Raw genomic sequence first — 25,460 nt, 5'->3', positions numbered from 1 at the left:
GCTAACCCATGAGAAACAAGAACGACAAACAGCTCGTCGTCGGCCTCGACATCGGAACCTCGAAAGTGGTTGCGATCGTCGGCGAGTACGAGCCCGGCGAACCGATCGAAGTCATTGGCATCGGCACCCACGTGTCGCGCGGCATGAAGCGCGGCTCGGTGGTCGACATCGAATCGACCGTGCATTCGATCCAGCGCGCCGTCGAGGAAGCCGAGCTGATGGCCGGCTGCGACATCCGCTCCGTCTACGCATCGATTTCCGGCAGCCATCTGGAGACGCGCAACTCGCACGGCACCGCGGCCATCCGCGACCGCGAGGTGATGGCGGCCGATCTGGAGCAAGTGCTCGAAGCCGCCAGCGCCGTCGCCATTCCGGCAGACCGCAAGGTGCTCTACAAGGAGTCGCAGGAATACCGCATCGACGGCCAGGACGGCATCCGCCATCCCGTGGGCATGAGCGGCGTGCGCCTGGAAGCCAGCGTGCATCTGGTGACCGGCGCTGCCAGCGCCGTGCAGAACATCTCCAAGTGCATCCAGCGCTGCGGCCTTTCCGTGGACGAACTGGTGCCCGCCGCCGTGGCAAGCGCGAAGGCGGTGCTCACCGAGGACGAACTCGAACTCGGCGTCTGCCTCGTGGACATCGGTGCCGGCACGACCGACATCGCCATCTATACGCAGGGTGCGATCCGCTACACGAAGTCGTTGCCGGTCGGCGGCGATCAGGTCACCAACGACATTGCATACGGTGTGCATACACCGACTGCACACGCGGAGGAGATCAAAATCAAATACGCGTGTGCGCTGGCGCAACTCGCGCACGCGGAAGAGACGATCCAGGTGCCGAGCGTGGGCGATCGGCCGCCGCGTCGTCTAGCTCGCCAGGCGCTCGCACAGTCGGTGCAGGCGCGCTATGAGGAAATCTTCGAGATGGTGCAGGACGAACTGCGCCGCTCCGGCTACGAAAGCCTGGTCGCGGCCGGCATCGTGCTGACCGGCGGTGCATCGCGCATGGAAGGTGCCTTGGAACTGGCCGAGGAAATCTTCCACAAGATGGTTCGTATCGGCGTGCCCCAGCACGTGTCGGGGCTGGGGGACGTGGTGTCCAGCGAACTGCATTCCACCGGCGTGGGGCTGCTGCTGCATGGCTCGCGGTCGAGTGGCAGCGCGCGCCACGTGAGCTCTGCGGTCGGCAATGTCGGCAGCGTCGTTGAAAAGGTGCGTAGCTGGTTCACCAAGAATTTTTGATCCAACCGGAGTGTCGGTGCCCGAAGGAATGGGGGCGCCGGGGCAGGAGGGAAGGCCCGCAACCCGCGTTCGACAGGAGTCGGACACGGGACATAAATCAAAAAACCAAAAAGTTCTGCGGAGGACGGGAAATGTTTGAACTCATCGAAAAATTGGCACCGAACGCGGTCATCAAGGTCATCGGCGTGGGTGGTGGTGGCGGCAACGCCGTGGCCCACATGGTCAATTCCAATATCGAAGGCGTCGAGTTCGTCGTCGCCAATACCGATGCGCAGGCGATGAAGAGCTGCGCTTCGCGTAGCACGCATCTGCAGCTCGGCGGCAACGTCACCAAGGGCCTGGGTGCGGGCGCCAATCCGGAAGTCGGCCGTCAGGCCGCGCTGGAAGATCGCGAGCGCATCGAGGAAATGCTCGACGGCGCGGACATGGTCTTCATCACCGCCGGCATGGGCGGCGGCACGGGTACCGGCGCAGCGCCGGTCGTGGCGCAGCTCGCCAAGGAGAAGGGCATCCTCACCGTGGCGGTCGTGACCAAGCCGTTCCCGTTCGAGGGGCGCCGTCGTATGCAGGTCGCGCTCAAGGGCATCGAGGACCTTTCGCAGCACGTGGATTCGCTGATCACCGTGCCGAACGAGAAGCTGTTGTCGGTGCTCGGGCGCGAAGTCACGCTGCTGAACGCATTCAAGGCCGCGAACGACGTGCTCCAGGGGGCGGTCCAGGGTATCGCCGACCTGATCACGGCCCCGGGCCTGATCAACGTCGACTTCGCCGACGTCCGCACCGTCATGAGCGAAATGGGCATGGCGATGATGGGTTCGGGCACGGCTCGCGGCGACGACCGCGCGCAGGCCGCTGCCGAAGCGGCGATCAACAACCCGCTGCTGGAAGACGTGAACCTGGCCGGTGCCTGCGGCATCCTCGTCAACGTCACGGCGGGCCCGAACCTCACTATGCGCGAGTTCGACGAGATCGGTCGCGTGATCCACGACTTCGCTTCCGAAGACGCGACTGTGGTGATCGGTACCTCGCTCGATCCGGAAATGCAGGACGACGTGCGCGTTACCGTGGTAGCCACCGGCCTCAACCGCGGCATCGCGGCGAAGCAGCCGGTTCGCCAGCCGGTGCAGCAGCAGGTCGAAATGCGTCAGCGTCCGCGTCCGGTCGTGCTGCGTACGGGCACGGGCAACGAAGTGGTCGACTACGCACAGGCTGACGTCACCCCGTCCGTCCGCTCCGAGCCGGCGCCGCAGAAGAACGCGGAACCGGCGATCGATTACCTGGACATCCCGGCGTTCCTGCGCCGCCAGGCCGATTGATCCATTCACGCAACAAGGCACGTTAAGGAAAACGTGAGAACGACCCGGCAAGACGCCGGTACGTTCGGGGTTCCGCCGCCGTCCCGTCCGGGCGGCGGAATCCTTCCGTGCCCCCTGAGGAAAAAGCTGCTTGGGATATCAGTCACTTGCAAGTGCCTGAATGGATAGGCGTTTCAGTCGCAAGCCCAATGAGAATGGCTCGCAGCCATTGCTGAAGGATTGGTGAAAGCAATGCTAGACTGTACCGTCCGGTTTGTTTATCCCGAGGTTAAGACTGTGTTAGCATGTCCGTTACTTCGGCTGCTGCCAACAAGGTTTGACCCAACATGATCAAGCAGCGCACGCTCAAGAACATCATTCGCGCCACAGGCGTCGGCCTCCATACCGGCGACAAGGTGTACATGACGCTTCGCCCAGCGGCGCCGAACACGGGTATCGTGTTCCGCCGTACCGACCTCAATCCGCCGGTGGAGCTCAAGTCTCGCCCGGAGAACGTCGGCGACACGCGTCTTTCTACTACGCTCATCAATGGCGACGTCCGCGTCTCGACGGTTGAGCATCTGCTCTCGGCGATGGCAGGCCTCGGCATCGACAACGCGTACGTCGATCTTTCCGCGCCGGAAGTGCCCATCATGGATGGCAGCGCAGGCCCCTTCGTCTTCCTGATCCAGTCCGCTGGCATCGAGGAGCAGGACGCCGCCAAGCGCTTCATCCGCATCAAGAAGCCTGTCATCGTCCAGGACGGCGACAAGTGGGCCAAGCTTGAGCCGTTCGACGGCTTCAAGGTCGGGTTCTCGGTCGAGTTCGACCACCCGCTCTTCAACAAGCGCAATTCGCAGGCCGAGATGGACTTCTCGACGACCTCCTTCGTGAAGGAAGTCAGCCGCGCGCGCACCTTCGGTTTCATGCGTGACATCGAAATGCTTCGTGAGCGTAATCTCACGCTCGGCGGTTCGATGGACAACGCCGTTGTGCTCGACGACTACCGCGTGCTGAACGAAGACGGCCTCCGTTACGACAACGAGTTCGTCAAGCACAAGATCCTCGACGCGATCGGCGACATCTACATGCTCGGCCACAGCCTGATCGGCGCGTATTCCGCGCACAAGTCGGGCCACGAGCTCAACAACAAGTTGCTGCGCAGCTTGATGGCCGACGTCACGGCGTGGGAAGAAGTCAGCTTCAAGGATCCGGCCAAGGCGCCGATTTCCTACGCGCATCCTGCCCAGGCCGTCTGAGTCCGAGGGCCAGTGACACGCTAAGGCCGCGAGAAATCGCGGCCTTTTTGTTTGCGCGGAGCCATGTCGCCGTCGCCGCGAGGGGCTCGTGAACCCGGCCTCCGAACGTGAATGCCGTGTGTAAATTCGGTGTTCACGCCTGTCATGCGTGCTATAAACGTGCACCCCGCCGTCCGCCATGGTCGCTTATGGAACGGCGAGGAATGGACGCAAACCTAGGATTAATCTGAATTTTCGGCCTTGGAGGCCAAATCAAGGAACAGATCCCGCAACGTGGGGTCGGAGAGTGACGCCGCGGCGGCCCGGAGATGTCGGGCGGCTGAGGCAGAAAGCGGTTTGTGCCGGTCGGGGATGATTTCCACGGGCGGCAGGGGGGCCACTTTCACGGCAACCGAGTGGGCTACCGCGCCGATGGCGCGAGCGGCTTCGAGGATCTGGGCCTGGTACAGGCGCACCCGCGATGCCCACGCCGACGAGGGCGCAAGGAAGACGAGCCTGCCGTCGCGCAGATCCGCAAAACGGACCTGATCACGCAGCGGCGAGGGCAGCGTCGCGCGTAGCTGGCGGTCCAGGTGGTCGAGTTCGCGAGCCTTCTGGGCCAGCGACGCGACGGGTCCGAACTCCGAGATGGACTTGAGTCCATGGGTGGAGCGTCGGGACGGGCTGGACGGCGGTGGCATGGGCCGGCTTTGACTATTCGATGTGGAACGTATGCAGATCATACTCGTGTCTCGTGGCCAGAAAGGGCCAAAAACGCTCGACCTGACATGCCGGCGCCTGCGCTGCAAGATCGGAGCGATGGTACTGGTGGGTTTTCTCGGCGTCGCGGGCGTCGGTGCGGCCACCGCTCTTATGGTTGCCGGGCCCAAGGCTCGCGCGCTCGGTGATATCGGTGCCCTTGAGCACCAGGTGGGTGATCAGGACGCGCGGGTGGCTGAGGTAAAGCGCCAGGCGCAGCGCGACCTCGACGCCTTGGCCGTGAAGCTAGGGCAGCTGCAGGCCCAGTCGGTACGTCTCAATGCCCTCGGTGAGCGCCTGACCCAAGTCGGCAAGCTCGACGATGGCGAATTCAATTTCGACGAGGAACCCGGTCAGGGCGGCCCCGAGGTCACCAGCGGGCCCGACGTTCCCGCCTATACCTTGCCCGCGTCGCTCGACGAAAGCATCGACCGACTGTCCGGTCAGTTCGATACGCAGCAGGCTCAGCTGGAAGCCTTGCGCGACATGCTGATGGACCGAAATATCGAGTCCAGCCTCCGCCCCACCGGTATGCCGGTGAACGGCTATATATCTTCTTATTTCGGTGGCCGCCCCGATCCCTTCAGCGGCCACGCGGCCCGCCATACGGGCATCGACATCGCCGCGCCGAAGGGTACGCCGGTGACGGCCGTCGCCGAGGGCATGGTCACCTTTGCCGGTCAGCGTTCCGGCTACGGCGACGTGGTCGAAATCGACCACGGCAATGGGTACATGACCCGCTACGCCCACAACAGCGCCATCCTGGCGCGTCCCGGACAGCGCGTCCGGGTCGGCGACGTCATCGCGAAGGCCGGCTCTACGGGGCGTTCCACCGGATCCCACGTGCATTTCGAGGTCTGGTACCACGATCGCGTGGTCAATCCGCTGGCCTATGTCCGCAGCCACCGCTGACCGGGCGCCCGGCGGAACCCGCGCGTCCCTTGAATCCGGGCCGGCCTGACGCCACCCCGAGGAAAGCCGGGGACGCCCGTAGTATGATCGTCCCTTCATGCCGCCCGGCCATGGCCAGGTGGCAACCCTTTCGTTTCTGATCCGGATGATCGATGTTCAATCGTGCCCTGACGAGTATTTTCGGCAGCCGTAACGAGCGTGTGCTGCGCGACCTGTCCAAGACGGTAAAGCGCATCAACGCCCTGGAACCGGAGTTCGAGAAGCTTTCCGACGACGCCCTGCGCGGCAAGACCGAAGAGTTCCGGCAGCGGCTCGCCGCGGGCGAGACGCTCGACAAACTGCTGCCCGAGGCCTTCGCAGTCACCCGCGAGGCGGCCAAGCGTGTCCTGGGCATGCGTCACTACGACGTCCAGATGATCGGCGGCATGGTGCTGCACTCCGGGCGCATCGCCGAAATGCGCACGGGCGAGGGCAAGACCCTGGTCGGTACGCTGCCGGTGTACCTGAATGCCCTGGAAGGCAAGGGCGTTCACGTCGTCACCGTGAACGATTACCTGGCCCGCCGCGACTCCGCGCAAATGGGCAAGCTATACAACTTCCTCGGCCTGAGCGTCGGCGTCGTGTACCCGGGCATGGACCACGCCGACAAGCGCAGCGCCTACCAGGCCGACATCACCTACGGTACGAACAACGAGTTCGGCTTCGACTACCTGCGCGACAACATGGCGCTCAGCAAGGAGCAGCGCAACCAGCGCGGCCTGCACTACGCGATCGTCGACGAGGTGGACTCCATCCTCATCGACGAAGCGCGTACGCCGCTCATCATTTCCGGCCCCGCCGAAGATTCCCCGCAGCTCTACATCGCGGTGAACAAGGTCGTGCCGCATCTGACCCGGCAGGAAAAGGAAGACGGCCCCGGCGATTACTTCGTCGACGAGAAGCAGAAGCAGGTGCACATGTCCGAAGAGGGCATGGAGCACGCCGAGCAGCTGCTGCGCGATGCCGGCGTTATCGAGCCCGACAGCGGGCTGTACGACTCGAAGAATCTCGCCGTCGTGCATCACATGAATGCTGCGCTTCGCGCCAACGCCATCTATCAGCGTGACGTCGACTACATCGTTCGCGACGGCGAGGTCATCATCGTCGACGAATTCACCGGCCGTACCCTCGCGGGTCGCCGCTGGTCCGATGGTCTGCACCAGGCGGTCGAGGCGAAGGAAGGCGTGCCCATCCAGCGCGAGAACCAGACGCTGGCGACGGTCACGTTCCAGAACCTGTTCCGCATGTACAAGAAGCTGGCCGGCATGACCGGTACGGCCGACACGGAAGCCTACGAGTTTCAGACCGTCTACGGCCTGGAAGTGGTGGTCATTCCCACGCACAAGCCGATGGTCCGCGTCGACAATCCCGACTCGGTCTTCCTCGCGCCCGAAGCGAAGTACAAGGCGGTCATCGCCGACATCAAGGCCTGCCACGAGCGTGGCCAGCCGGTGCTGGTGGGTACGGCGTCGATCGACGTGTCGGAGCTTGTTTCCGGCTTGTTGAAGAAGGAGCGCATCCCGCACGAGGTGCTCAACGCGAAGCAGCATGAGCGCGAAGCGCACATCGTTGCCCAGGCCGGTGCGCCGGGCGCGGTGACGATCGCCACGAACATGGCCGGCCGCGGTACCGACATCGTGCTTGGCGGCAGTCTCGAAGCCGCGCTGGCCGCCTTGCCGGAAGACGCGTCCGACGCCGATCGTCAGAAGGTGCGCGAAGACTGGAAGAAACGCCACGAGCAGGTGCTTGCCGCGGGCGGTCTGCACATCATCGGTACGGAGCGTCACGAGTCCCGTCGCATCGACAACCAGCTTCGCGGCCGTTCCGGTCGCCAGGGTGACCCGGGTTCCTCGCGCTTCTACCTGTCGCTGCAAGACAACCTTATGCGCATCTTCGGTGGCGAGCGTATCGGCCGCTGGATGCAGATGTTCGGCATGAAGGAAGACGAGGCGCTGGAAGATCGCCTCATCACGCGCCAGATCGAAAAGGTCCAGCGCAAGGTCGAACAGCACAACTTCGACATCCGAAAGAACCTCCTCGAGTTCGACGACGTCGCCAACGACCAGCGCAAGGTGATCTACGCTCAGCGCGACGAGCTGCTCGAAACCGACGACATCTCCGACATGATCCGCGACATCCGTCAGGACGTCGTCGAAGCGCTGGTGCGCAAGTTCGTGCCAGCCGACAGCATCGACGACCAGTGGGATCTCGCCGCCCTCGATCGCGAACTGGCGAGCGAGCTGAACCTCCGCATGGATCTCGTTCCCTGGGTGGAAGCGCAGAAGGACGTGGACGCCGAAGGCATCCTCGACCACGTGCGCGAAGCGGTCGATGCGCTGTTCGCTGAAAAGGAAGCCCAGATCGGCGCCGAAACCATGCGCTCGCTGGAAAAGCACGTGATGCTTTCCGTCGTGGACAACGCGTGGAAGGAGCACCTCGCCAGCATGGATTACCTGCGCCAGGGCATCTATTTGCGCGGTTACGCGCAGAAGCAGCCGAAGCAGGAATTCAAGCGCGAGTCGTTCGAATTGTTTGCCGAGATGCTCGACCGCATCAAGTCGGAAGTGGTGCAGATGCTCGCTCGCATCCGCATTCGCAGCGAAGAGGAAGTCGTTGCGATGGAAGCCGAACAGCAGCGCATGGCCGAGGCGCAGCGCCTGCAGTTCCAGCATGCCGATGCTCAGGCTGCCGGTCGGGGCGACGAACCCTTGGCCGATGCGCAGGCGTCTCCGCTCTTCAACGAAGGGCCCAAGGTCGGTCGCAACGACCCGTGCCCGTGTGGCTCCGGCAAGAAGTACAAGCACTGCCACGGCCAGTTGTCCTGATAAAAACAAACCCGCCTCGGCGGGTTTGTTTTTTGGTGCGCGTGCAACCGGTCGCTGCTGATGCGGCGAAGACCTAGTCCCCGCCGCCCTTCGGCTTCTGCCGATACGATTCCGCCTGGATGGTCACGTACTGAGGTTCCTCGACATCGAGGCGCAGTGCCGTGAGCTGTCCACCCCAGACGCAACCGGTGTCGATCGCGTAGACGCCCAGGCCGGCGAAACGCCCGAGCGCCGACCAGTGGCCGCACACGATGCGGGTTTCGCGACGGCGCATGCCGGGCACTTCAAACCACGGATACATGCCTGGCTTCTGTGTGCCGGGTGTGCCCTTGCCTTCGAAGTCGATGCGACCCTGCACATCGCAGTAACGCATGCGCGTCAGCGTATTGATGGTGGCGCGATGGCGCTCCACGCCTTGCAGCCGGTTGTTCCAACCCGGCGGGCGATTGCCGAACAGGTTCTTCAGCAGGCGTTGATGACGTGGACCCCCCAGCTCGCGTTCGATCTCCAGTGCGGCACGTTGCGCCTGGCGAAGCGTCCAGCTCGGCGAGAGTCCCGCGTGGATCATCGTCCAGCCCAGTTGCTCGTCGTGATGCAGCAGCTTCTGCATCCGCAGCCATTCCAGCAGCACGGGTGCATCCTCGGCGAACAGCACTTCGCGCAGTTCCGGGTTCACTCGTGCCTGGGCATCTTCCCGGCGCTGAGCGATCGCCAGCAATGAGAGATCGTGATTGCCGAGCGTGACGACGACTTGTTCGCGCAGCGAGTGAATCAGGCGCAGCGTGGCCAGCGACTCGCCACCGCGATTGACGAGGTCGCCGCAGAACCACAGGCGATCGACGGCGGGATCAAAACGAATCTTTTCCAGCAGACGCTGGAGTTCGGGGTAGCAACCTTGAACGTCGCCGATCGCGTAGACGGCCATCAGTCCTGTTGCTCCAGAAGAATGACCTTGTTGCCGTTCCCGGCGTGCGCGCTGTCCATGGCATCGATCCTAGTGGAGCGTACGTGGGATCGAAAGCACGAACGCGGGCACTGGCGCATCGAAATGCGTGCCGTCGTCCGCCACCATGCGATAGGTGCCGGCCATGGTGCCGACGGCGGTCTCGAGTACGGCACCCGAGGTGTACTCGAAGGACTCGCCAGGGCGCATCCACGGTTGCTCGCCGACGACGCCGTCGCCTCGCACTTCCTCGACCTTGCCGTTCGCGTCGGTGATGACCCAGTGGCGCGTAAGGAGCTGGGCGCCGGTCTTGCCCACGTTGCGCAGGGTGATCGTGTACGCGAACACGTAACGGTTGTCCGCGGGTTGCGACTGATCGGGAACGAAGCGGGAAGCGACCTCCACGTCGATCGTGTAGGGGGATTTCGAATTCATGCGGGGATTGTCAGGGACGGGGAGGGGGTGGGCAAGTGTGGCCCACAACACGGTCACATCACATTCGCGAGTTTCACGAAGTCCGCGGGCGCCAGCGTCTCCGCACGTGCGCGCGGATCGATCCCCAGCGAGCGGATGGAGGCCTCGTCGACCAGCCCTTTCAATGTGTTGGACAGCGTCTTGCGGCGCATCGCGAAGGCTGCCTTCACCACGGCGTGAATCTTCGCCGGATCGCCTTGCGGCAGTCGTTCAGGTGGCAGCGGCACCAGTCGGACCACGGCGGAATCCACCTTCGGCGGTGGACGAAACGCGCCCGGCGGCACGGTGAACAGCGGCGTGACCGTGCAAGCCAGCTGCAGCATCACGCTCAAGCGGCCATAGACCTTGCTGCCCGGCTCGGCGGCCATGCGATCGACGACCTCCTTCTGCAGCATGAAATGCATGTCCTGGATCGCCGCGGCATGCTCCACGCAATGGAACAGGATCGGGCTGGAGATGTAGTACGGCAAGTTGCCGGCAATGCGCAGGCGCTCCGCACCCAATTCACGGGCCAGGGCCGCGAAGTCCACCTTGAGCACGTCGGAATGCACGATGCGAAGGTCGCCCACCGTGGCGGCGCGCTGCTGCAACCCAGGTATGAGATCGGTGTCCAGCTCGATCGCAGTCATCTTCTTCGCCACGGCGAGCAGCGGCAAGGTGAGTGCGCCTTCGCCTGGGCCGATTTCGACAACGGTATCGGATTCCTTCGGAGCGATCGACGAGACGATGCGCTCGATGTAGCGCTTCTCGTGAAGGAAGTGCTGGCCGAAGCTTTTCTTGGGACGGGCGTTCATGACGGACGATGCCTTGCGAGGTCGAGCGCGAGGCGCGCGGCGGCAAACAGGCTGGCGGGGTCCGCCTTGCCCGTGCCGGCCAGATCGAGCGCCGTGCCGTGGTCGACGGAGGTACGGATGAAGGGGAGGCCAAGCGTCACGTTCACGGTGCGATCGAACGCTTCGCTCTTGAGGACGGGTAACGCCTGATCGTGGTACATCGCCAGCACGGCGTCATAGCGGTCGCGCATGGCGGGAACGAAGGCGGTGTCGGCCGGCAACGGGCCGAGCAGGTCCATGCCTTCCCCGCGCAGGCGCTCCAACAGCGGGATGATGGTGTCGAGTTCCTCGCGGCCCATGTGGCCGCCTTCGCCCGCGTGCGGGTTGAGGCCCAGCACGGCGATGCGCGGCCGCGGGATGGCGAACTGCGTGGACAAGACTCGCGCCACGATCCGCAAGGTGCGTTCGAGCAGGCTCGCCGTAATCGCCGCCGGTACGGCCGCGAGCGGCAGATGCGTCGTGGCGAGCGTCACGCGCAGCTCCGGGCTGGCGAGCATCATCACGACGTCCGCTCCGGCGCGTTCGGCGAAGAATTCGGTGTGACCACTGAAGGCGATGCCGCCTTCGTTGATGCTGGATTTCTGGACGGGGCCGGTGACCACGGCGTCGAAGTCGCCAGCCATGCAGCCATCGGCCGCGGCTGCCAGCACGTCGATCACGTGGCGAGCGTTCTGTGGGTCCGGTTCGCCCGCGCGTTCGGCCGTGCCGAGTGGGATGTGGCGAACGCGCACGCTGCCAGGCGCGCGAGTCGCGCTGCGCGAGCCGTCGTCGTCGATAAGGGTCAGGCGCAGGCCGCAGGCCGCGGCAGCGCGGGAAAGCAGGTCGCGATCGGTGACGGCGATCAGGTCCGCCGCAAGATCGCTGGCCGCGAGACGCGCGACCAGTTCGGGCCCCACCCCGGCAGGCTCACCGGCGGTGACGGCGAGCCGTGGCAGGGTGGTCGCGGTCATCGTTACGGAGTGGCCGAGGCCTGCTTGTCGTCAGGGTCCTTCAGTTCCGGAACGCGGATGTCGACGAACGAGGTCGAGCGCAGTTCGCGCAGGTAGTTCTCGTAGGCTTCGTCCGCCTTGCGGTTACCGATGGCCTGGCGGGCCTGGTCACGCTGCAACTGGTCGGTCAGATCGCTCTGACGCGTGCCGAGGCGCTGCAACACGATCCAGCCAGCGTCGGTCTGGATAGGATGCGAGACTTCGTTGTCCTTCAACTGGTCGATCTGGGTGGCGATGGCCTGGCCCCAGGCGTCCTTGGCGAACCAGCCCATGTCGCCGCCGTTGTTCGCGGTCGTGTTGTCCTTGGACTCGTCCTTCGCCAGCTTGGCGAAGTCTTCGTGCTTGTCCACGATCCGCGTGTAGAGATCCTCTGCCTTCTTCTCGGCCTGCTCCGGCGTGACGATCTCGGAGGGTTTGATGAGAATCTGGCGAGCGTGGTATTCGGTGACGATCTGGCGGCCCGGCTGGCGGGTCTCCACGAGCTTCAGAATGTGGAAGCCGGTGGGGCCACGCATGGCTGCGGTGGTCTCGCCCGGCTTGAGCGAACCGATGGCGTCCGCGAACGCGGGCGGCACTTCGTCGAGACGGCGCCAGCCGAGGTCGCCGCCGTCCAGTGCGTCGGGTGCATCGGAATAGCGGATGGCCGCGGCGTTGAAATCCATGCCGCCCTTGATCGCCTTGATCGCTTCCTCGGCCTTGGCCTGCGCCTGGGCGATGTCGCTGGCGCTGCCACCGGCGGGCGTGCTGATCTGGATGTGTGCGAGGTGCACCTCGCCGGCCTTGTAGGTCGGGCTGGCGAGCAGGTTGTTCACTTCGGCGTCGGTCACGGTGACTTGGTCGCGCACGACGCTCTCGTGCAGCTTCTGCGCGATGATCTGGTCCGACAACTGCTGGCGGAAGGCCGCATAGCTGTAGCCGTCCTGTTCCACCGCAGCACGCAGCTGGTCGAGGCTCATCTTGTTCTGCTGCGCCACGTTGGCGGCGGCCTGATCCACGTCCTGGTCGGATACACGGATGCCCTGGTCGTTGGCGCGCTGGACCTGCAGCTTCATCAGGATGAGGCGGTCGAGCACCTGCCGGGCCAGGACGTCCTTGGGCGGGAGCTGGCCCGGATTCGATGCGTACTGGCGAACGATGGCGTTGATCGCCTCGTCCAGTTCGCTCTGCAGGATGACGTCTTCCTCCACCACCGCCACGATGCGGTCGAGCGAGCCGTTGCCGACGCTCATGCCCTGGCCTTGTGCGGGCTGGGCCGACGGCATGAGCTGGGCATGGGCGGAAGGCACGGCCACCAGGATGGAGGCGGCCAGCAGGGAATACGCAAAGATCTGCTTCATCGAATAGGGAGCCCGGGGCACTTGCCCCATTTATTGATAGCCAAGGATAGCACGGCGCAGGTACGAGCCCGATTGGGGGCTGAGCGAGCCCAAGCCCTTGAATTCCACCTCGAACATGACGGCGTTGTCGGTCTTGCGAAGGTAGTCGTGTACGTAGTGGCGGCCGAGGACGCGGAAGGCGACGCAGCAGCTGTCGTACTCGACGCCCACCGTGGCATCCAGCGTGCGGTGCGAGAACGTGAATGTACTGAACGTTGCCGGGCCGCCCGCCGTATTGATGGTGACCGGCAGCACGTCACGACGGGCAAAGACCCAGCGTGCCAGCGCTCGCCAACGCTCGGACACCGGAAAGACCACGGACGTGTCGAATTGTTCCATCACGTTGCGGCGATAGCGATACGAGAAGTTGACGATGCCGTCGCCCTTGATGCGGCGCTGGAGCTGCACCGTGGCCAGGTCGGTGTCCCGGCCCTGCTCGAACACCTGGCCCTGGTCATTCAGGTAGGGGCTCTGCTTTTTGTTCGGGTTCCACTGGTACGAGCTGTTCAGGCGCCACTTGTCGTTGAACTGAATGCCGAGCTGAGCCACGTAGTCCGAGCGGCCGAAATCGGTGGGCGCCACGCCCGGCATTTGTACCTTCTGGTCGCTGAAGTACTTGATCTGACCGACGCTGGCCGACAGCCGCTCCACGCCCGTGTCGTCGAGCAGCCGGGTCGTCAGGGCCAGGGTCAGATTGTTTGCGTCCATCTGCCGGTCGGCGCCGGAGAACCGGTTGGTGGTGAACAACTGCCAGAAATCGAACGACATTTCATTCGTGTCGAAGGTGGGCAGGTTGTTCTGGTTCCGGTACGGCACGTACAGGTAGTACATGCGCGGTTCGAGGGTCTGCGTGTAATTGGTACCGAAGAGGCTGGTCTGGCGATCGAAGATCAAACCCGCATCCAGGCTGCTGATCGGCACCGAGCGCGATGGGCTCTGCTCGGCGTAGTTGAAGTGCTGATAGTCCGAATCCAGCCGGTAGTCCGTGTAGCGGTACTCCACACGCGGACGCACGAACCACGAGGCGCCGGAGAAGTCGGCGGCCAGGTACGGCGCCAGGTCGAGGCGATTGCCGTCTACCTGCCCAGGGGTCGTACCGAAGACCGGCGCGCGGTCCAGCTTGCGAAATGCCACGGCTTCGCTGTCCACACCGACATCGAGCCAGCTGTTGAGCGGCGCTTCCAGGTTGAACGTGGCACGCGGCCAGCGACGATAAGGCACCACGTAGTTCGGCAGGCCGGCATCGACGTTCTGATAGTCGTCCGCTCCGAGCGACGCGCTCCAGTACTTGCCACCCTTGGTGACGTAGGCGCTCGACGTGAGGATGCCGATGGAAGACTGGTACAGGTCGTTGCTGAAATCGCGGAAGTACTGGTTGTCGGACGCATGGTTGATGTTCGCGGCGAACATGAACCCGTCGCCGAGGTTGGTCGTGTTGGTGATCTGGACCAGGTAGCGCTGCTTCGAGCCGTCGCGATCGCTGGTGCCGCTCTCGTCGGTATCCGGCCCCTTGTCGTGGGCCATGTACTGGAGATCGAACGTGCCGTTCGACCGCGGCAGCAGGTAACGGAACTCCGCACCGAGCATGAAGCCGCGATCGCTGTAGTACCCCGGCGTCAGCGTGGCGTCGTAGTTCGGTGCGAGATTCAGGTAATAGGGCAGGTTGAGGAACAGGCCCGACTGGCTGTTCGACCCGAAGGTGGGGTACAGGAAACCGCTCTTGCGCCGGTCGTCCAGCGGGAACGTGAAGTAGGGCAGGTACATGAACGGCACGTTCTTGAAGCGCATGGTGGCGCTGCGTGCCTCGCCCACGCCGGTTTCCTTGTTGAGGTTCAGCGTCTTGGCGCGGAACTCCCACATGTGGCTGCCGACGTCGCAGGTGGAATACGTGGCGAGCCGGAACCGGCCGTGCTGCGGGTCCATCACCTTCGCGTGGTCGGCCACGCCGTTGCCGCGCGACTGGAGCAACTGGTAGCGAACGTTGTAAGCATCGCCCTGGTTGGGCGTGGTCGTACCGGTGATCCGGTCCGCCGACATCAGCATGCCGGCTTCTTGGTACTTCACGTTGCCGACGGCATCGTAGGCCGTGGAATCGGAGTTGTAGGTGACGTCGGCGGCACGCAGCACCTGGTCGGCGCGCTCGAGCCGGACGCCGCCGGTCATGTGGTACACGTTCGGCTCGGGACTCTCCACCTTCACGCCGCTGGTGCCGTCATCGAGGCCCGAATGGACGTCGGTGATGGCGGTGTCGCGCAGCGTGCTGTCCTTGGTGATCTGCGGCTCGTAGAAATCGAGCATCGCATTTGGCCGGCACAGCGCGTAGCTGATCGGCCGCGGCGGGCAGATGAAAGAGCCCAGCGGGCAGGTTTCGGCGGCGACGGGTGCAGGCGCAGGCGCAGGTGCGGCGACGGCGCGCGTCTCGCCCTGGGTCGGTGCACTCTGGGCCTGCGCATCGAGGGCCAGACCCGAAACGATGAGGGCGACGGCGGTCGCCAGCAGGCGGCGTTTAGGCAGGATGCTGATGCGTGGCGTCACGGGCTCGGTCTTGTTTGTTCGAAAGGCGGCCAACTTAGCAGAATCGCCAGCCCTACCGCACGATGGCTCGTCGCCCATACCTCAACCCCTTCCTAGAGGTGCGACGTGAATCGCCGCACCGGCCGGGCGAGCTTACACCGGCACCGACGGCCTCCCTAGGGTGTTCCTGGCGTGTTTATCCTCGAGGCCGACGTTGGTGCTGCCAGAGCACCTCGCCGTGGCCGCTGCGTCGAGCCAGTACACGGGCAATGACGAACAGCAGGTCGGACAGGCGGTTCAGGTAGTGCTGGGCCTCGGGTCGCACCGTTTCGACCCGCGCGAGTGCCACGACCTCGCGTTCGGCGCGGCGGCAGATCGTGCGTGCAAGGTGGCAACTGGCCGCGGCCATGCCGCCCCCGGGCAGGATGAAATCCTTCAGGGGCGGCAGGTCGGCGTTGAAGCCGTCCAGCACCGTTTCGAGACGGTCTACGTCGGCGGCCTGGATCATCGCCATGCCGGGGATGCACAGTTCGCCGCCCAGGTCGAACAGCTCGTGCTGCACCTGGAACAAGGCTTCGCGCACATCGTCGCCCACCTTTTCGGACGCGATGACCATGCCGATGGCGCTGTTCAGCTCGTCCACGGTGCCGTAGGCCGTGACCCGGAGCGAATCCTTGCCGGTTCGGCTGCCGTCGCCCAGGCCGGTGCTGCCGTCGTCGCCGGTGCGTGTGTAGATCTTCGAGAGTCGGTTACCCATCGGGCCATTCTATCGGGGCACGCGGGCGATGCGGCAGAGGGCCGCGGCGGCGCCTTCACTCGGCGAGGGTATGATCCGCGGATGAGCCAGTCCCAACCCATTCTCATCGTCGGCGGCGGCCTGGTCGGGGCCAGCCTCGCCATTGCGCTTGATGCGGCAGGCCTTCCGGCCGTGCTGGTCGAAGCCGCCATGCCCACGGTCGACGCGCAGCCGAGCTACGACGAACGCAACCTCGCCCTTGCCCGGGCCACGGTCAATGGCCTGCGCGCCATTGGCGTGTGGGATTTCGCCGAAGCCCGCGCCACCCCGATCACCCACATCCACACCAGCCGTGCTGGCGACTTCGGCAGCGTGCGGATGAACGCCGCCGACGAGGGCGTGGATGCGCTGGGCTGGACGCTGCCGGCTCGCGAACTCGGCGCGGCGCTGTTGCGTCGGTTGGACACCTGCCGCCATCTGACCCGGCTTGCACCGGCGCGGGTGGAAAGCATCGAGGCCGTCGAGAACGGTTGGGCGGTCACGGTGCTGGCCGGAAGCGAGCGCCGTCGGTTGACGACGCCGTTACTGGTGGGCGCCGATGGCACCCAGTCCGTGGTCCGTGCGCAATTGGGCATCGGTACGCGCGAACACGATTACGCGCAGGCGCTCTTCGTCAGCACCATGACGCCCGAACGCGATCCGCGGGGTCGCGCCTTCGAGCGGTTCACCGACGATGGCCCGGTTGCGGTGCTGCCGCTGGCCGAGCGGCGCGTCGGCGTGGTGCTTACGGTAGACACCGAGCACGTCGATGAGGTCGCGGCCATGGACGACGCAGCGTTTCTTGCGTTCGCGCAGCAACGTTTCGGCTGGCGCCTCGGCCGGTTCAGTCGTCCCGGCAAACGCGTGCCCTATCCAATTCGCCGGGTCGCTGCCGAAGCGCTGGTCGCGGAGCGCGCGGTGCTCGTGGGCAATGCCGCCCAGACCATCCATCCCATCGGCGCACAAGGCTTCAACCTCGGGTTGCGCGATGCGTTGACACTGGCCGAGCTGGTGGCAGCGGGCGGCGACCCCGGCGCTTCAGCCGTCCTCGCGGCCTACGCGGCGCGGCGCGCCCCCGATCGCGAAGGCACCATGGCCATGAGTCACGGCCTGGTGCGCCTCGCCTGCCTCGACCAGCCGCTGCTGCGGCCGCTGCGCTCGCTGGCCATGCTCGCGCTCGACCGTGTCCCCCCGCTACGCCACGCCATGAGCCGGCGGGGCATGGGTTTTCGCGCCAACGCGCCGTTCGCCGTAAGGGAGAAAACGCCATGAGCGACCGCGGGATGGATTCGCTGCCGCGCCGACGTGGCGCCTCGCTCGATGTCGCCGTCGTTGGCGGTGGCATGGTTGGCGCGGCGACGGCACTGACGCTAGCGCGCGCCGGCTTCGACGTGGCACTGATCGATGCTCGCGTGCCCGCGCCTTGGGCCGCCGCGGATGAGGTGGATCTGCGCGTCGTGGGCCTCGCACCATCGTCCATCGCCCTGCTCGACGATATAGGCGTCTGGACGTCCATTCGCGACGCACGCGCTTCCGCCTACGAACGCATGGAAGTCTGGGATGCCGAGAACGGCGCCACGATCCGCTTCGACGCTGCCGAAGAAGGCCGCGACGTGCTCGGCTTCATCGTGGAGAACAACCTCGTGCAGGCGTCCCTCTGGCATGCGCTGGACCAAGCCGGGGTGCGCTGCATCGTTCCGGCGGAAGTCGTGGCCTGCGCGGTGCGCGACGACCGGGTGCAACTCGAGCTGGCGGACGGGCAGGCGGTCACGGCTCGCCTTGCGGTTGCGGCGGACGGTGCAAATTCGCCGCTGCGTGCCATGGTGGGCATCGGGACGCACGGGCGCGACTACGGACAACGTGGCGTAGTGGCGCACGTGGAGACTTCGCTGCCACACCAGCGCACGGCTTGGCAACGCTTTCTGCCCTCAGGCCCCTTGGCGTTGCTGCCGCTTGCGGACGGTCGCAGTTCCATCGTCTGGTCGTTGCCCGAAGCGGAAGCCATACGGGTGCTGGCGTTGGATGACGACGCGTTTCGCAGTGAGCTCGGCATCGCCAGCGACTTCCGGCTGGGTCCGATCGGCAACGTGACGAAGCGTGCGGCGTTCCCGTTGCGCCTGAAGCTCGCCGACCGGTACGAGGCCGAACGCATGGTACTGCTCGGCGATGCCGCGCATGCCGTCCACCCGCTGGCGGGGCAGGGCGTGAACCTCGGTCTTCGCGACGTGGTTGAGTTGCGCGACACGCTGGTCGCCGCCCGGGAGGCGGGCCGCGATATCGCCGCGCCGCACGTACTGCGTCGCTATGCGCGCCGTCGCCGCAGTGCGGACGGTCTCGATGCATGGTCGTTCGATGCCTTGGCGCGCATCTATGCCTGGCAGGCTCCGCCGCTGGTCGCTGCCCGTGGCGCGGGCGTCCGCCTGATCGCGGCGCTCGGTCCGTTGAAGCGGCGCATGGCTCGTCACGCCGCGGGCGTCTGATCCACGGCGACGGGCCGGCCTCGGTCCTGCCCGTCATGCTGGCGGCGCTCTCCGGCGACGCCTATGCTTGCTCGACTTTCCGAGGAGCCATGCCCATGCGCCGTCCGTTGCTTGCCTTGTCTTTGTTGTTCCTGGGTCACGTAGGTGCCGCGTCGGCGGCCATGGTCGCCAAGCCCGTCGAATGGACGGACCAGGGCGTGACGTACAAGAGTTTCCTGGTCTACGACGACGCCGTCACCACGAAACGTCCGGGCCTGGTGATGGTGCCGAACTGGTACGGCGTGAATGATATGGCCCTCGCCAAGGCCAAGGACATCGCCGGCAAGGACTACGTCATCCTCCTCACCGACATGTACGGTGGTGGCAAGAAGATCACCAGTGAGGCGGAAGCAGGTGCCGCGGTCAAGCCGTTGTATGCCGACCGCTCGATCATGCGGACCCGTGTGTCGCGTGCCTTCGCCGAGCTCAAGGCGCAGGAGAAGAACGCGCCGATCGATCCGCGCAAACTTGCGGCGATCGGCTTCTGCTTTGGCGGCTCCGCCGTACTCGATCTCGCACGCACCGGGGCTGATATTGCCGCGGTCGTCAGCTTCCACGGGCTGCTCGCCACGGACGACCCGAAGCTCGCGAGCAAGATCAAGGCGAAGGTTCTGGCGTTGAATGGCGCCGACGATACGAACGTACCGCCCGAACAGCGCACGGCGTTCGAAGCGGAAATGCGCGACGCCAAGGTGGACTGGGCTTCCGAGGATTTTGGTGGCGCGGTGCATTGCTTCACCGAAAAGGAAGCCGTTGCCACCACCGGCAATTGCCGCTACGACGCCAAGGTCGCGCACCGTGCCTATGCGGCCATGCGTGCGTGGCTGGATGAGGCTTTTGCCGGGAAGTGACCGGTAGACGACGCCGCCTGCGACAGGTGCCGCGTGGCGTCGTTTCTTGCACCCGCCGCAGCTGGCGGGTGGTTGTGCGTTTAGAAGCGTCGTTCGACGGAGTAATCCGCCAGCGCGGCGAGGGCGTCGCGATGCGTCGACGGCGGAAGGTCGCTCAGCGCCTCGCGCGCCGCCGTAGCGTGCGTCACCGCACGTTCGTGCGTGCGCTCCAGGGCGCCTGAGTCGCGAATGGCGGCCACGATGCGATCCAGCGAATCGAGTCCGCCGTGTTCGATGGCATGGCGCAGCGACGCCAACTGGTCGGCATCCGCCGTCTGCATGGCGTAGATGAGCGGCAGTGTGGGCTTGCCTTCGGCGAGATCGTCGCCGATGTTCTTGCCCAGGGTCTCGGCGTCCGATACGTAGTCGAGCAGGTCGTCGGCGATCTGGAAGGCGTAGCCGAGTTCCATGCCGTAGCGCCGCAGTGCGGCCACCTGGGTTTCCGGCAAACCGCCGAGCACGCCGCCCAGTTCGGTCGCTGCGGCGAACAGCACGGCGGTCTTGCGCTCGATCACCGCGAGATACGCCGATTCGTCGACGTCCGCATTGCCGATGTTGAGCAACTGCAGCACTTCGCCTTCCGCGATGGTGTTCGTCGTGTCGGCGAGGATGCGCATGATGCGCATGTCGTCGAGTTCCACCATGAGCTGGAACGACCGCGAATAGAGGAAGTCGCCCACCAGCACGCTGGCGGCATTGCCCCACAGGGCATTCGCGGTCTTTCGGCCGCGGCGCATGTCCGATTCGTCGACCACGTCGTCGTGCAGCAGGGTGGACGTGTGGATGAATTCGATGATCGCCGCCAGCTTCGCGTGTTCCGTGCCCTGATAGCCCGCGGCACGCGCGGCAAGCACGTGGAGCATCGGGCGAAGCCGCTTTCCGCCGCCGGCAATGATGTGATCGGCGATGCGGTTGATGAGGACGACGTCGGACGACAGGCGGTGCCGGATGAGGGCATCGACGTCCTTCATGTCGTTCGCCGCCAGTGCGCGGACACCAGCGAAATCGAGGGAGTTGGAGCGAGCGGCGGTGGAGGACATGGACGTTGGTCGCGTGCGGCGGAGCAACCCGCATTATAGGGGGCTACCGGTCCGTTTCGGTGGCCGAGGCTTCGCAGCGCCCGGTTCGCCGCTGGCGAGGCGGGTCGCGTGCTCCGACGTCCCACGCCCTGGTCTAATCCAGATGAACGCCACAAACGCCAACGGGCTTGCCCTTGGAGCGCAGTCGATACGACCGATTTTTCAGAATTTGCGTATCGAATCCTTGCTTCCCGCATGCGGAGATCGGTAGGCGCCGCGAGCCGGCGCGCCATTTCAAAAAAGGAAGCGCCATGTACAAGACATTCTCCGCGGCCGCTCTGTTCGCGTCGTCCCTTGCCGTCGGCTCTGCCCCTGCGGTCGCGGGCAACGACGGCGTCATCGAAATCACCGGCAACATCGTCGCCACCACGTGCCTCGTCGAGGGGAAGCCGCCGGGCGGTGGCAACGCCAGCAAGGCGGTGGCACTCGGCGACATCAGCGCGGGTGTGCTCGCCAACGCGGGCGACGTCGCTGGCGACCGAGGTTTCACCATCCGCATCGGTGGCGATGCCGATACGAATTGCACGGATGGCGTGACTGCCAAGGTCCGTTTCGACCCGGCAAGCCCCCGTCTGGACCGCAGTACCGGCCGTCTCAACGTCGATCCCGGCACGAATGCCGCCAGGGGCGTGCAGATTCAGATGGTCAACGCAGATGGTTCGCCGATCAACATGTACACGCAAGATTCGCAAGGCGTCATCGTGGCGGGCCACGTCGCCGAAATCCCGCTCATCGCGCGGTATTACAGCCTCGGCAGCGTCAAGGGTGGCACCGCCAACTCCAGGGTGGGTTTCCAGGTCGTGTATCAGTAGTCGCACCGATTATCGTGCCGGCCGGAGCGAAAGACCCGGCCGGTCCAAGGAAGTCACCGACGGAGGATTCGTCATGTTTCGAGCGATATCGGCCCTGTGTGCCGTTACCCTTTTTGCACTTGCCCAGCCAGTGCTGGGTGCCGTGGTCATCGGGGGCACGCGCGTTGTGTTCCCCGCGCAAGCACGCGACGTCTCGTTGAAAATACAGAACAAGGGTAGCGACCCCGCTCTTGTTCAGGTGTGGATCGATGACGGCGATGAAGCGTCGTCGCCTTCCAATGCACGCGCCCCGTTCGCCATCACGCCCCCGATGTTCCGGGTCGATCCGGGTCAGGGTCATGCATTGCGCATCGTGCACGTGGGCGATTCGGCGCCTCGCGACCGCGAGACGCTTTATTGGTTGAACGTGCTGGAAATACCGCCGAAGGCGCCCGAGACCGAAGGCAAGAACGTACTGCAGTTCGCCTTCCGCCACCGCCTGAAGTTGTTCCATCGACCCGCGGGTCTTAAGTCGCCGCCCGAAAGCGCTGCGTCGATGTTGCGCTGGACGATGGATCGAAAAGACAAGCTCATCTCGCTTCGCGTGGACAACCCGTCGCCTTACTACGTGTCCTTCCACGCGATCGACGTCATGGGCGAAAAGGACGCGACACGCATGGCCCTGGGGGGAGGCATGGTCGCCCCCGGCGCTTCGGCGCATTTCACCCTACCGCCCGACAAGCGCGCGGTGAGGGTGGCGAAGGTCGAGTTTTCGACCATCAACGACTACGGCGCGACCCTTCCCTTGTCCGCAACGGTGGAGCCGTGACCCGCGCATGGCCGGTGACACGAAGGGCGTGGCGCCGGATCGGGGCGGGCGCCGCGTCGATTGCCAGCGCAGGGCACGTATCGCCATGGTGGGGTGCCTCATGCTGACCCTGTCCATCCACGCCCAAGAAGCTCCCGAGGCGATTTTCGATCCCACCTTTCTTCCGGGCGATGGTGCCGAGACGCTAGACCTCTCGCGTTTCGCCCACGGCAATCCCGTGCTTCCGGGCCATTACGACGTGGACATCTGGATGAACGGCGAGTGGCAGGCGCGCGAGTCGATCCGCTTCGCAGCGACAAGTGACGGTGCCAATGCCCATCCATGCATCGATCACGCCGCTCTGGTTTCCTATGGCTTGGCGCCCGGTGCCCCGATCGCCGATGACGATGATCCTTGCATGCCTCTGGAGGCACGCCTACCTTCCGCATCCAGCCGGATGGACGTGAGCGAGCAGCGTCTGGACATCGACATTCCTCAGGCCTTCGTACTGCGTCGACGTCCTCATGCCGTGTCGCCGAGTCAGTGGGAGCACGGAGTGACGGCTGGTTTGCTCGCCTGGCGAGCGAGCGCTCGCCAAGTGGCCTCACGCATGGGCCGTCGCCAGTCGGTCGTTCTGGCCGCCGACACCGGTGTAAACGTCGGCGCGTGGCGTTTGCGCCAGGCGGGCCTGTGGTCGGCGAAGGGCTACCTCAGACGCCACGCCTACGTCGAGCGGCAGGTGGACGCGTGGCGTTCGCAACTCCGGCTCGGCGATATACCGGTATCGCAAAGCTCGTTCTCGCCGTTGCGGCTGCATGGCGTGTCCATCGCCAGCGATGCACGCATGGCGCCCGACGCGCTCGGTAGCTACGCGCCACCCGTGAGGGGCTTCGCCGGTACGCATGCGACGGTAAGGATTCGGCAGCACGGTGTCGTGATCCGCGAGCTCGACGTGCCGCCGGGGCCGTTCGTGATCGATGATCTGTACACCGCGAGCAGGGCAGGCGATCTGGACGTCGAGGTGGATGAGCGCGACGGTCAACGCCAGACCTTTCGCGTTCCGTTCTTTCCGGTGCCGGACCTGCTTCGCGAAGGGCAAACGACCTACGCTGTCAGCGCGGGCCGTAGCGTGGGACTTCGCAACACACGCGCTGCGGTGGTCGATGCGGGCTGGCGACATGGGTTCGTCGGCCAGATCACATCCTATGCGGGGTTGCGCCATACACACGCGCGCACGTCGTTGTTGATGGGGGCGGCACGGGGGACTCGCGTGGGCGCCTTTTCGCTCGACGTGACGGGCGCGCTGTGGCCGTCATCCGGCACAAAGCGCTGGAATCTTCGGCACGGCAGGTCATGGCGCGACGACATCGTGGTTTCGGTGGGGCTTGCGCTCGGGCAAGAGACATCATCGGGGGGGCGGTACGATCGCACGGCGTCCACCGAGCGACGGCGTATCGACGTGCTGGTGCAGGCCGACCTCGGTGCCAGCTACGGCTACCTCAGTGTCACGGCGGCGCACGCAGCGCTTGCGCATGGCGAAGGCGACAGTGCGGAACTCGCTCTCTCCTGGGCGCGCAGTTGGCAGCGCATGAGCATGGATCTATCGGTCCGGGCCTCGCGTCGTCGTGGCTCGCGGTATGCGACAAACGACGCGGCTGCCCAACTCAATGTTTCCGTACCGTTGGGCGGGTCGCCTTCCACCGCAAGCCTGCATGCCACGCTACATGGCGGGCCGGCAGCAGCAGGCACGCGGGTCGGCGTGCATGGCACGACGGGCGCGAGGGCGGAGACGACGTACGGCGTGGCCATCGGCAGCGATCGGCAGGAAGGCGGCCGTATCGATGGCTCGTGGGGTCGCCGCTTCGGCGCGGGTGAAATCAACGTCGCGTTCGATCGCACCTCGGCAGTGAGGTCGACCTCGGTCTCGGCGGCAGGCGGTCTCGTGGTTCACGGTGGCGGCATCACGCCGACGCACCGCATCGGCGATGCCGTCGGGCTGGTCAAGGCAGCGCAGGCGCATGGCGCCCATGTCGGTGGCAGTGGCGATGTGCGCGTCGGCCGCAGCGGCTATGCCGTCGTGCCCTATCTCATGCCTTATCGCTGGAACGCTGTCGATCTCGATCCCTCGGGCACGTCGCTGGACGTGGGCTTCACTTCCACGCACCGCCAGGTAGCCCCCACTGCAGGCGCGGTAGTGCTAGTGCCCTTCGAGACCGAGGTCGCAAGAACCGTGCTCGTGACGGTTTCGCTCGCCGATGGGAAACCCGTGCCTTTCGGCGCGGAAGTGCTCGATCGGTCAGAGCGCTCGGTAGGGATCGTGGGCCAGGGCGGCCGCGTCTTCCTTCGATCGGACGATGGCGCAGGGCCGTGGACCATCCGCTGGTCCGACGGCGCCACGACGCGTTGCGCATTGCGTTGGAGCGATGCCGAACCACGAACCGCGTCGTCGACACAACACAACGGAGTATGCGAATGAGTAAGAACAAGACCCCTCGTAGCGGTGGACGCAGCTTGGCCATGGTTGCTGCCATCGTCGGCAGCACGGGGCTGACGCCCCCGATGAATAAGGTCGATTTCGAGGTGCGGGGCACCATCGCGCCGTCCTGCGGCCTCACGGCCAAATTCATCCGTATCGATCTGGGTACGGTGTCGGCCTCCGAACTGCCCGTGATCGGATCGACCAGTCCCTGGCGCCACGCTAGCCTCAAGGGAATCGACTGCATCGGGGCGACACGCGCCTACGTCACCCTGCGCGCTCCGATCTACGCCCCCGATGCGCGATACCTCGCCGTCTCGGGGCCGGCGGTGGGCGTCGCCGTCGAAACGCAATCGGGGTCGGGCCAACCCCTCCTTCCGGACGGCAGCAGGCCGGTTGTCTTCACCTGGGCAGGTGGGCAGCCGGAGCTGGCGTTTCGGGCTCGCTACGTTCGGGTGGGGAGCCTTTCGCCGGGTCAGGCCAGGGCGACCGGCCAGATCCAGATCACCTGGGAATGAAGGACCTGGCCCCCACGGCCGCGCCATGGCGTCTCGTCGATGACGAATTGCCCTCGGCGCGGCCTTCGACCAAACTACACGGTCCAGCCGATCCGCCAGCCCCGCCTCTCGCGCCGGGGCTGGCTATGATCGGCGGCAGCGGCGCCCGCTCCCGCCCGGGTGG

Annotated in this window: 21 protein-coding genes; 12 read left to right on the top strand and 9 right to left on the bottom strand. The window is 65.3% G+C overall.

Annotation, left to right across the window (positions count from 1 at the left end; all coding sequences use genetic code 11):
- Positions 1 to 8: 8 nt before the first annotated feature.
- The 3 genes from ftsA (at position 9) to lpxC (ending at position 3,798) form a co-directional block, all read left to right on the top strand.
- Positions 9 to 1,244, top strand: coding sequence for a cell division protein FtsA (ftsA, locus tag BT115_RS08635; protein ID WP_072322037.1), 1,236 nt, complete (start codon positions 9 to 11; stop codon positions 1,242 to 1,244).
- Between the two features lie 131 nt (positions 1,245 to 1,375).
- Entirely contained in the window at positions 1,376 to 2,560 is a 1,185-nt protein-coding gene (ftsZ, locus tag BT115_RS08630) for a cell division protein FtsZ (RefSeq protein ID WP_072322036.1), read from the top strand.
- Positions 2,561 to 2,886: 326 nt separating this feature from the next.
- On the top strand, positions 2,887 to 3,798 hold the full coding sequence (gene lpxC / locus BT115_RS08625) for a UDP-3-O-acyl-N-acetylglucosamine deacetylase (RefSeq protein WP_072322035.1): 912 nt from the start codon (positions 2,887 to 2,889) through the stop codon (positions 3,796 to 3,798).
- 221 nt (positions 3,799 to 4,019) lie between these two features.
- On the opposite strand, the gene BT115_RS08620 is transcribed toward lpxC, so the two are convergent.
- On the bottom strand, positions 4,020 to 4,478 hold the full coding sequence (locus tag BT115_RS08620; protein ID WP_072322034.1) for a DUF721 domain-containing protein: 459 nt from the start codon (positions 4,476 to 4,478) through the stop codon (positions 4,020 to 4,022).
- Between the two features lie 31 nt (positions 4,479 to 4,509).
- On the opposite strand from BT115_RS08620, the gene BT115_RS08615 reads away from it, so the two are divergent.
- Complete coding sequence (locus BT115_RS08615) at positions 4,510 to 5,448, top strand: M23 family metallopeptidase (protein WP_072322033.1); 939 nt, start codon at positions 4,510 to 4,512, stop codon at positions 5,446 to 5,448.
- A gap of 152 nt (positions 5,449 to 5,600) precedes the next feature.
- The gene (secA, locus tag BT115_RS08610; RefSeq protein ID WP_072322032.1) at positions 5,601 to 8,312 is read left to right on the top strand and encodes a preprotein translocase subunit SecA; all 2,712 of its coding nucleotides are present in this window, start codon (positions 5,601 to 5,603) and stop codon (positions 8,310 to 8,312) included.
- 73 nt (positions 8,313 to 8,385) lie between these two features.
- Here secA and BT115_RS08605 read toward each other — a convergent pair whose 3' ends face one another.
- The 7 genes from BT115_RS08605 to BT115_RS08575 form a co-directional block, all read right to left on the bottom strand.
- On the bottom strand, positions 8,386 to 9,237 hold the full coding sequence (locus BT115_RS08605) for a symmetrical bis(5'-nucleosyl)-tetraphosphatase (RefSeq protein WP_072322031.1): 852 nt from the start codon (positions 9,235 to 9,237) through the stop codon (positions 8,386 to 8,388).
- Between the two features lie 69 nt (positions 9,238 to 9,306).
- Positions 9,307 to 9,690 (bottom strand): Co2+/Mg2+ efflux protein ApaG, encoded by a 384-nt coding sequence (gene apaG / locus BT115_RS08600; RefSeq protein WP_072322030.1) that lies wholly within the window; start codon positions 9,688 to 9,690, stop codon positions 9,307 to 9,309.
- 53 nt (positions 9,691 to 9,743) lie between these two features.
- Positions 9,744 to 10,523, bottom strand: coding sequence for a 16S rRNA (adenine(1518)-N(6)/adenine(1519)-N(6))-dimethyltransferase RsmA (rsmA, locus tag BT115_RS08595; RefSeq protein WP_072322029.1), 780 nt, complete (start codon positions 10,521 to 10,523; stop codon positions 9,744 to 9,746).
- Entirely contained in the window at positions 10,520 to 11,512 is a 993-nt protein-coding gene (pdxA, locus tag BT115_RS08590; protein WP_072322028.1) for a 4-hydroxythreonine-4-phosphate dehydrogenase PdxA, read from the bottom strand. Before pdxA ends, rsmA begins: the two co-directional genes overlap by 4 nt.
- A 2-nt stretch (positions 11,513 to 11,514) precedes the next feature.
- A complete protein-coding gene (locus BT115_RS08585; RefSeq protein WP_072322027.1) occupies positions 11,515 to 12,888 on the bottom strand; it encodes a peptidylprolyl isomerase in 1,374 nt (457 codons plus the stop codon).
- A 30-nt stretch (positions 12,889 to 12,918) separates the two neighbouring features.
- Positions 12,919 to 15,462, bottom strand: coding sequence for an LPS-assembly protein LptD (gene lptD / locus BT115_RS08580; RefSeq protein ID WP_072322026.1), 2,544 nt, complete (start codon positions 15,460 to 15,462; stop codon positions 12,919 to 12,921).
- 175 nt (positions 15,463 to 15,637) lie between these two features.
- On the bottom strand, positions 15,638 to 16,198 hold the full coding sequence (locus tag BT115_RS08575) for a cob(I)yrinic acid a,c-diamide adenosyltransferase (RefSeq protein WP_072322025.1): 561 nt from the start codon (positions 16,196 to 16,198) through the stop codon (positions 15,638 to 15,640).
- 81 nt (positions 16,199 to 16,279) lie between these two features.
- Between BT115_RS08575 and ubiH the strand changes: the two genes are divergently transcribed.
- The 3 genes from ubiH (at position 16,280) to BT115_RS08560 (ending at position 19,586) form a co-directional block, all read left to right on the top strand.
- Positions 16,280 to 17,488, top strand: coding sequence for a 2-octaprenyl-6-methoxyphenyl hydroxylase (ubiH, locus tag BT115_RS08570; RefSeq protein ID WP_072322024.1), 1,209 nt, complete (start codon positions 16,280 to 16,282; stop codon positions 17,486 to 17,488).
- The gene (locus BT115_RS08565) at positions 17,485 to 18,696 is read left to right on the top strand and encodes a UbiH/UbiF/VisC/COQ6 family ubiquinone biosynthesis hydroxylase (RefSeq protein WP_072322023.1); all 1,212 of its coding nucleotides are present in this window, start codon (positions 17,485 to 17,487) and stop codon (positions 18,694 to 18,696) included. Before ubiH ends, BT115_RS08565 begins: the two co-directional genes overlap by 4 nt.
- A gap of 95 nt (positions 18,697 to 18,791) precedes the next feature.
- Positions 18,792 to 19,586 carry a dienelactone hydrolase family protein gene (locus BT115_RS08560; RefSeq protein WP_072322022.1) on the top strand — a complete coding sequence of 265 codons (795 nt, stop codon included), beginning with the start codon at positions 18,792 to 18,794 and terminating at the stop codon, positions 19,584 to 19,586.
- A gap of 80 nt (positions 19,587 to 19,666) precedes the next feature.
- Here the strand turns inward: BT115_RS08560 and BT115_RS08555 are convergent, their stop codons facing one another.
- On the bottom strand, positions 19,667 to 20,665 hold the full coding sequence (locus BT115_RS08555) for a polyprenyl synthetase family protein (protein WP_072322021.1): 999 nt from the start codon (positions 20,663 to 20,665) through the stop codon (positions 19,667 to 19,669).
- Positions 20,666 to 20,955: 290 nt separating this feature from the next.
- Between BT115_RS08555 and BT115_RS18425 the strand changes: the two genes are divergently transcribed.
- From BT115_RS18425 to BT115_RS08535, 4 genes are all read left to right on the top strand, one after another.
- On the top strand, positions 20,956 to 21,516 hold the full coding sequence (locus BT115_RS18425) for a fimbrial protein (protein ID WP_072322020.1): 561 nt from the start codon (positions 20,956 to 20,958) through the stop codon (positions 21,514 to 21,516).
- Between the two features lie 73 nt (positions 21,517 to 21,589).
- Entirely contained in the window at positions 21,590 to 22,324 is a 735-nt protein-coding gene (locus BT115_RS08545; RefSeq protein ID WP_072322019.1) for a fimbrial biogenesis chaperone, read from the top strand.
- 7 nt (positions 22,325 to 22,331) lie between these two features.
- On the top strand, positions 22,332 to 24,779 hold the full coding sequence (locus BT115_RS08540) for a fimbria/pilus outer membrane usher protein (RefSeq protein WP_072322018.1): 2,448 nt from the start codon (positions 22,332 to 22,334) through the stop codon (positions 24,777 to 24,779).
- Positions 24,776 to 25,297 (top strand): fimbrial protein, encoded by a 522-nt coding sequence (locus BT115_RS08535; RefSeq protein WP_072322017.1) that lies wholly within the window; start codon positions 24,776 to 24,778, stop codon positions 25,295 to 25,297. Before BT115_RS08540 ends, BT115_RS08535 begins: the two co-directional genes overlap by 4 nt.
- Positions 25,298 to 25,460 lie beyond the last annotated feature (163 nt).

Source organism: Luteibacter sp. UNCMF366Tsu5.1, from assembly GCF_900119235.1.
Lineage (GTDB): Bacteria > Pseudomonadota > Gammaproteobacteria > Xanthomonadales > Rhodanobacteraceae > Luteibacter > Luteibacter flocculans.
This window is presented reverse-complemented; position numbering and strand designations above follow the sequence as displayed.

What these genes read in the sequence shown, in the direction of transcription:
- ubiH (WP_072322024.1), top strand. Translation starts at nt 16,280, where the DNA reads ATGAGCCAGTCCCAACCCATTCTCATCGTCGGCGGCGGCCTGGTCGGG.
- BT115_RS08535 (WP_072322017.1), top strand. Translation starts at nt 24,776, where the DNA reads ATGAGTAAGAACAAGACCCCTCGTAGCGGTGGACGCAGCTTGGCCATG.
- BT115_RS08540 (WP_072322018.1), top strand. Translation starts at nt 22,332, where the DNA reads ATGGCCGGTGACACGAAGGGCGTGGCGCCGGATCGGGGCGGGCGCCGC.
- ftsA (WP_072322037.1), top strand. Translation starts at nt 9, where the DNA reads ATGAGAAACAAGAACGACAAACAGCTCGTCGTCGGCCTCGACATCGGA.
- BT115_RS08575 (WP_072322025.1), bottom strand. Translation starts at nt 16,198, where the DNA reads ATGGGTAACCGACTCTCGAAGATCTACACACGCACCGGCGACGACGGC.
- lpxC (WP_072322035.1), top strand. Translation starts at nt 2,887, where the DNA reads ATGATCAAGCAGCGCACGCTCAAGAACATCATTCGCGCCACAGGCGTC.
- rsmA (WP_072322029.1), bottom strand. Translation starts at nt 10,523, where the DNA reads ATGAACGCCCGTCCCAAGAAAAGCTTCGGCCAGCACTTCCTTCACGAG.
- BT115_RS08555 (WP_072322021.1), bottom strand. Translation starts at nt 20,665, where the DNA reads ATGTCCTCCACCGCCGCTCGCTCCAACTCCCTCGATTTCGCTGGTGTC.
- apaG (WP_072322030.1), bottom strand. Translation starts at nt 9,690, where the DNA reads ATGAATTCGAAATCCCCCTACACGATCGACGTGGAGGTCGCTTCCCGC.
- pdxA (WP_072322028.1), bottom strand. Translation starts at nt 11,512, where the DNA reads ATGACCGCGACCACCCTGCCACGGCTCGCCGTCACCGCCGGTGAGCCT.
- BT115_RS18425 (WP_072322020.1), top strand. Translation starts at nt 20,956, where the DNA reads ATGTACAAGACATTCTCCGCGGCCGCTCTGTTCGCGTCGTCCCTTGCC.
- BT115_RS08615 (WP_072322033.1), top strand. Translation starts at nt 4,510, where the DNA reads ATGCAGATCATACTCGTGTCTCGTGGCCAGAAAGGGCCAAAAACGCTC.
- BT115_RS08605 (WP_072322031.1), bottom strand. Translation starts at nt 9,237, where the DNA reads ATGGCCGTCTACGCGATCGGCGACGTTCAAGGTTGCTACCCCGAACTC.
- BT115_RS08565 (WP_072322023.1), top strand. Translation starts at nt 17,485, where the DNA reads ATGAGCGACCGCGGGATGGATTCGCTGCCGCGCCGACGTGGCGCCTCG.
- BT115_RS08545 (WP_072322019.1), top strand. Translation starts at nt 21,590, where the DNA reads ATGTTTCGAGCGATATCGGCCCTGTGTGCCGTTACCCTTTTTGCACTT.
- BT115_RS08560 (WP_072322022.1), top strand. Translation starts at nt 18,792, where the DNA reads ATGCGCCGTCCGTTGCTTGCCTTGTCTTTGTTGTTCCTGGGTCACGTA.
- BT115_RS08585 (WP_072322027.1), bottom strand. Translation starts at nt 12,888, where the DNA reads ATGAAGCAGATCTTTGCGTATTCCCTGCTGGCCGCCTCCATCCTGGTG.
- BT115_RS08620 (WP_072322034.1), bottom strand. Translation starts at nt 4,478, where the DNA reads ATGCCACCGCCGTCCAGCCCGTCCCGACGCTCCACCCATGGACTCAAG.
- secA (WP_072322032.1), top strand. Translation starts at nt 5,601, where the DNA reads ATGTTCAATCGTGCCCTGACGAGTATTTTCGGCAGCCGTAACGAGCGT.
- ftsZ (WP_072322036.1), top strand. Translation starts at nt 1,376, where the DNA reads ATGTTTGAACTCATCGAAAAATTGGCACCGAACGCGGTCATCAAGGTC.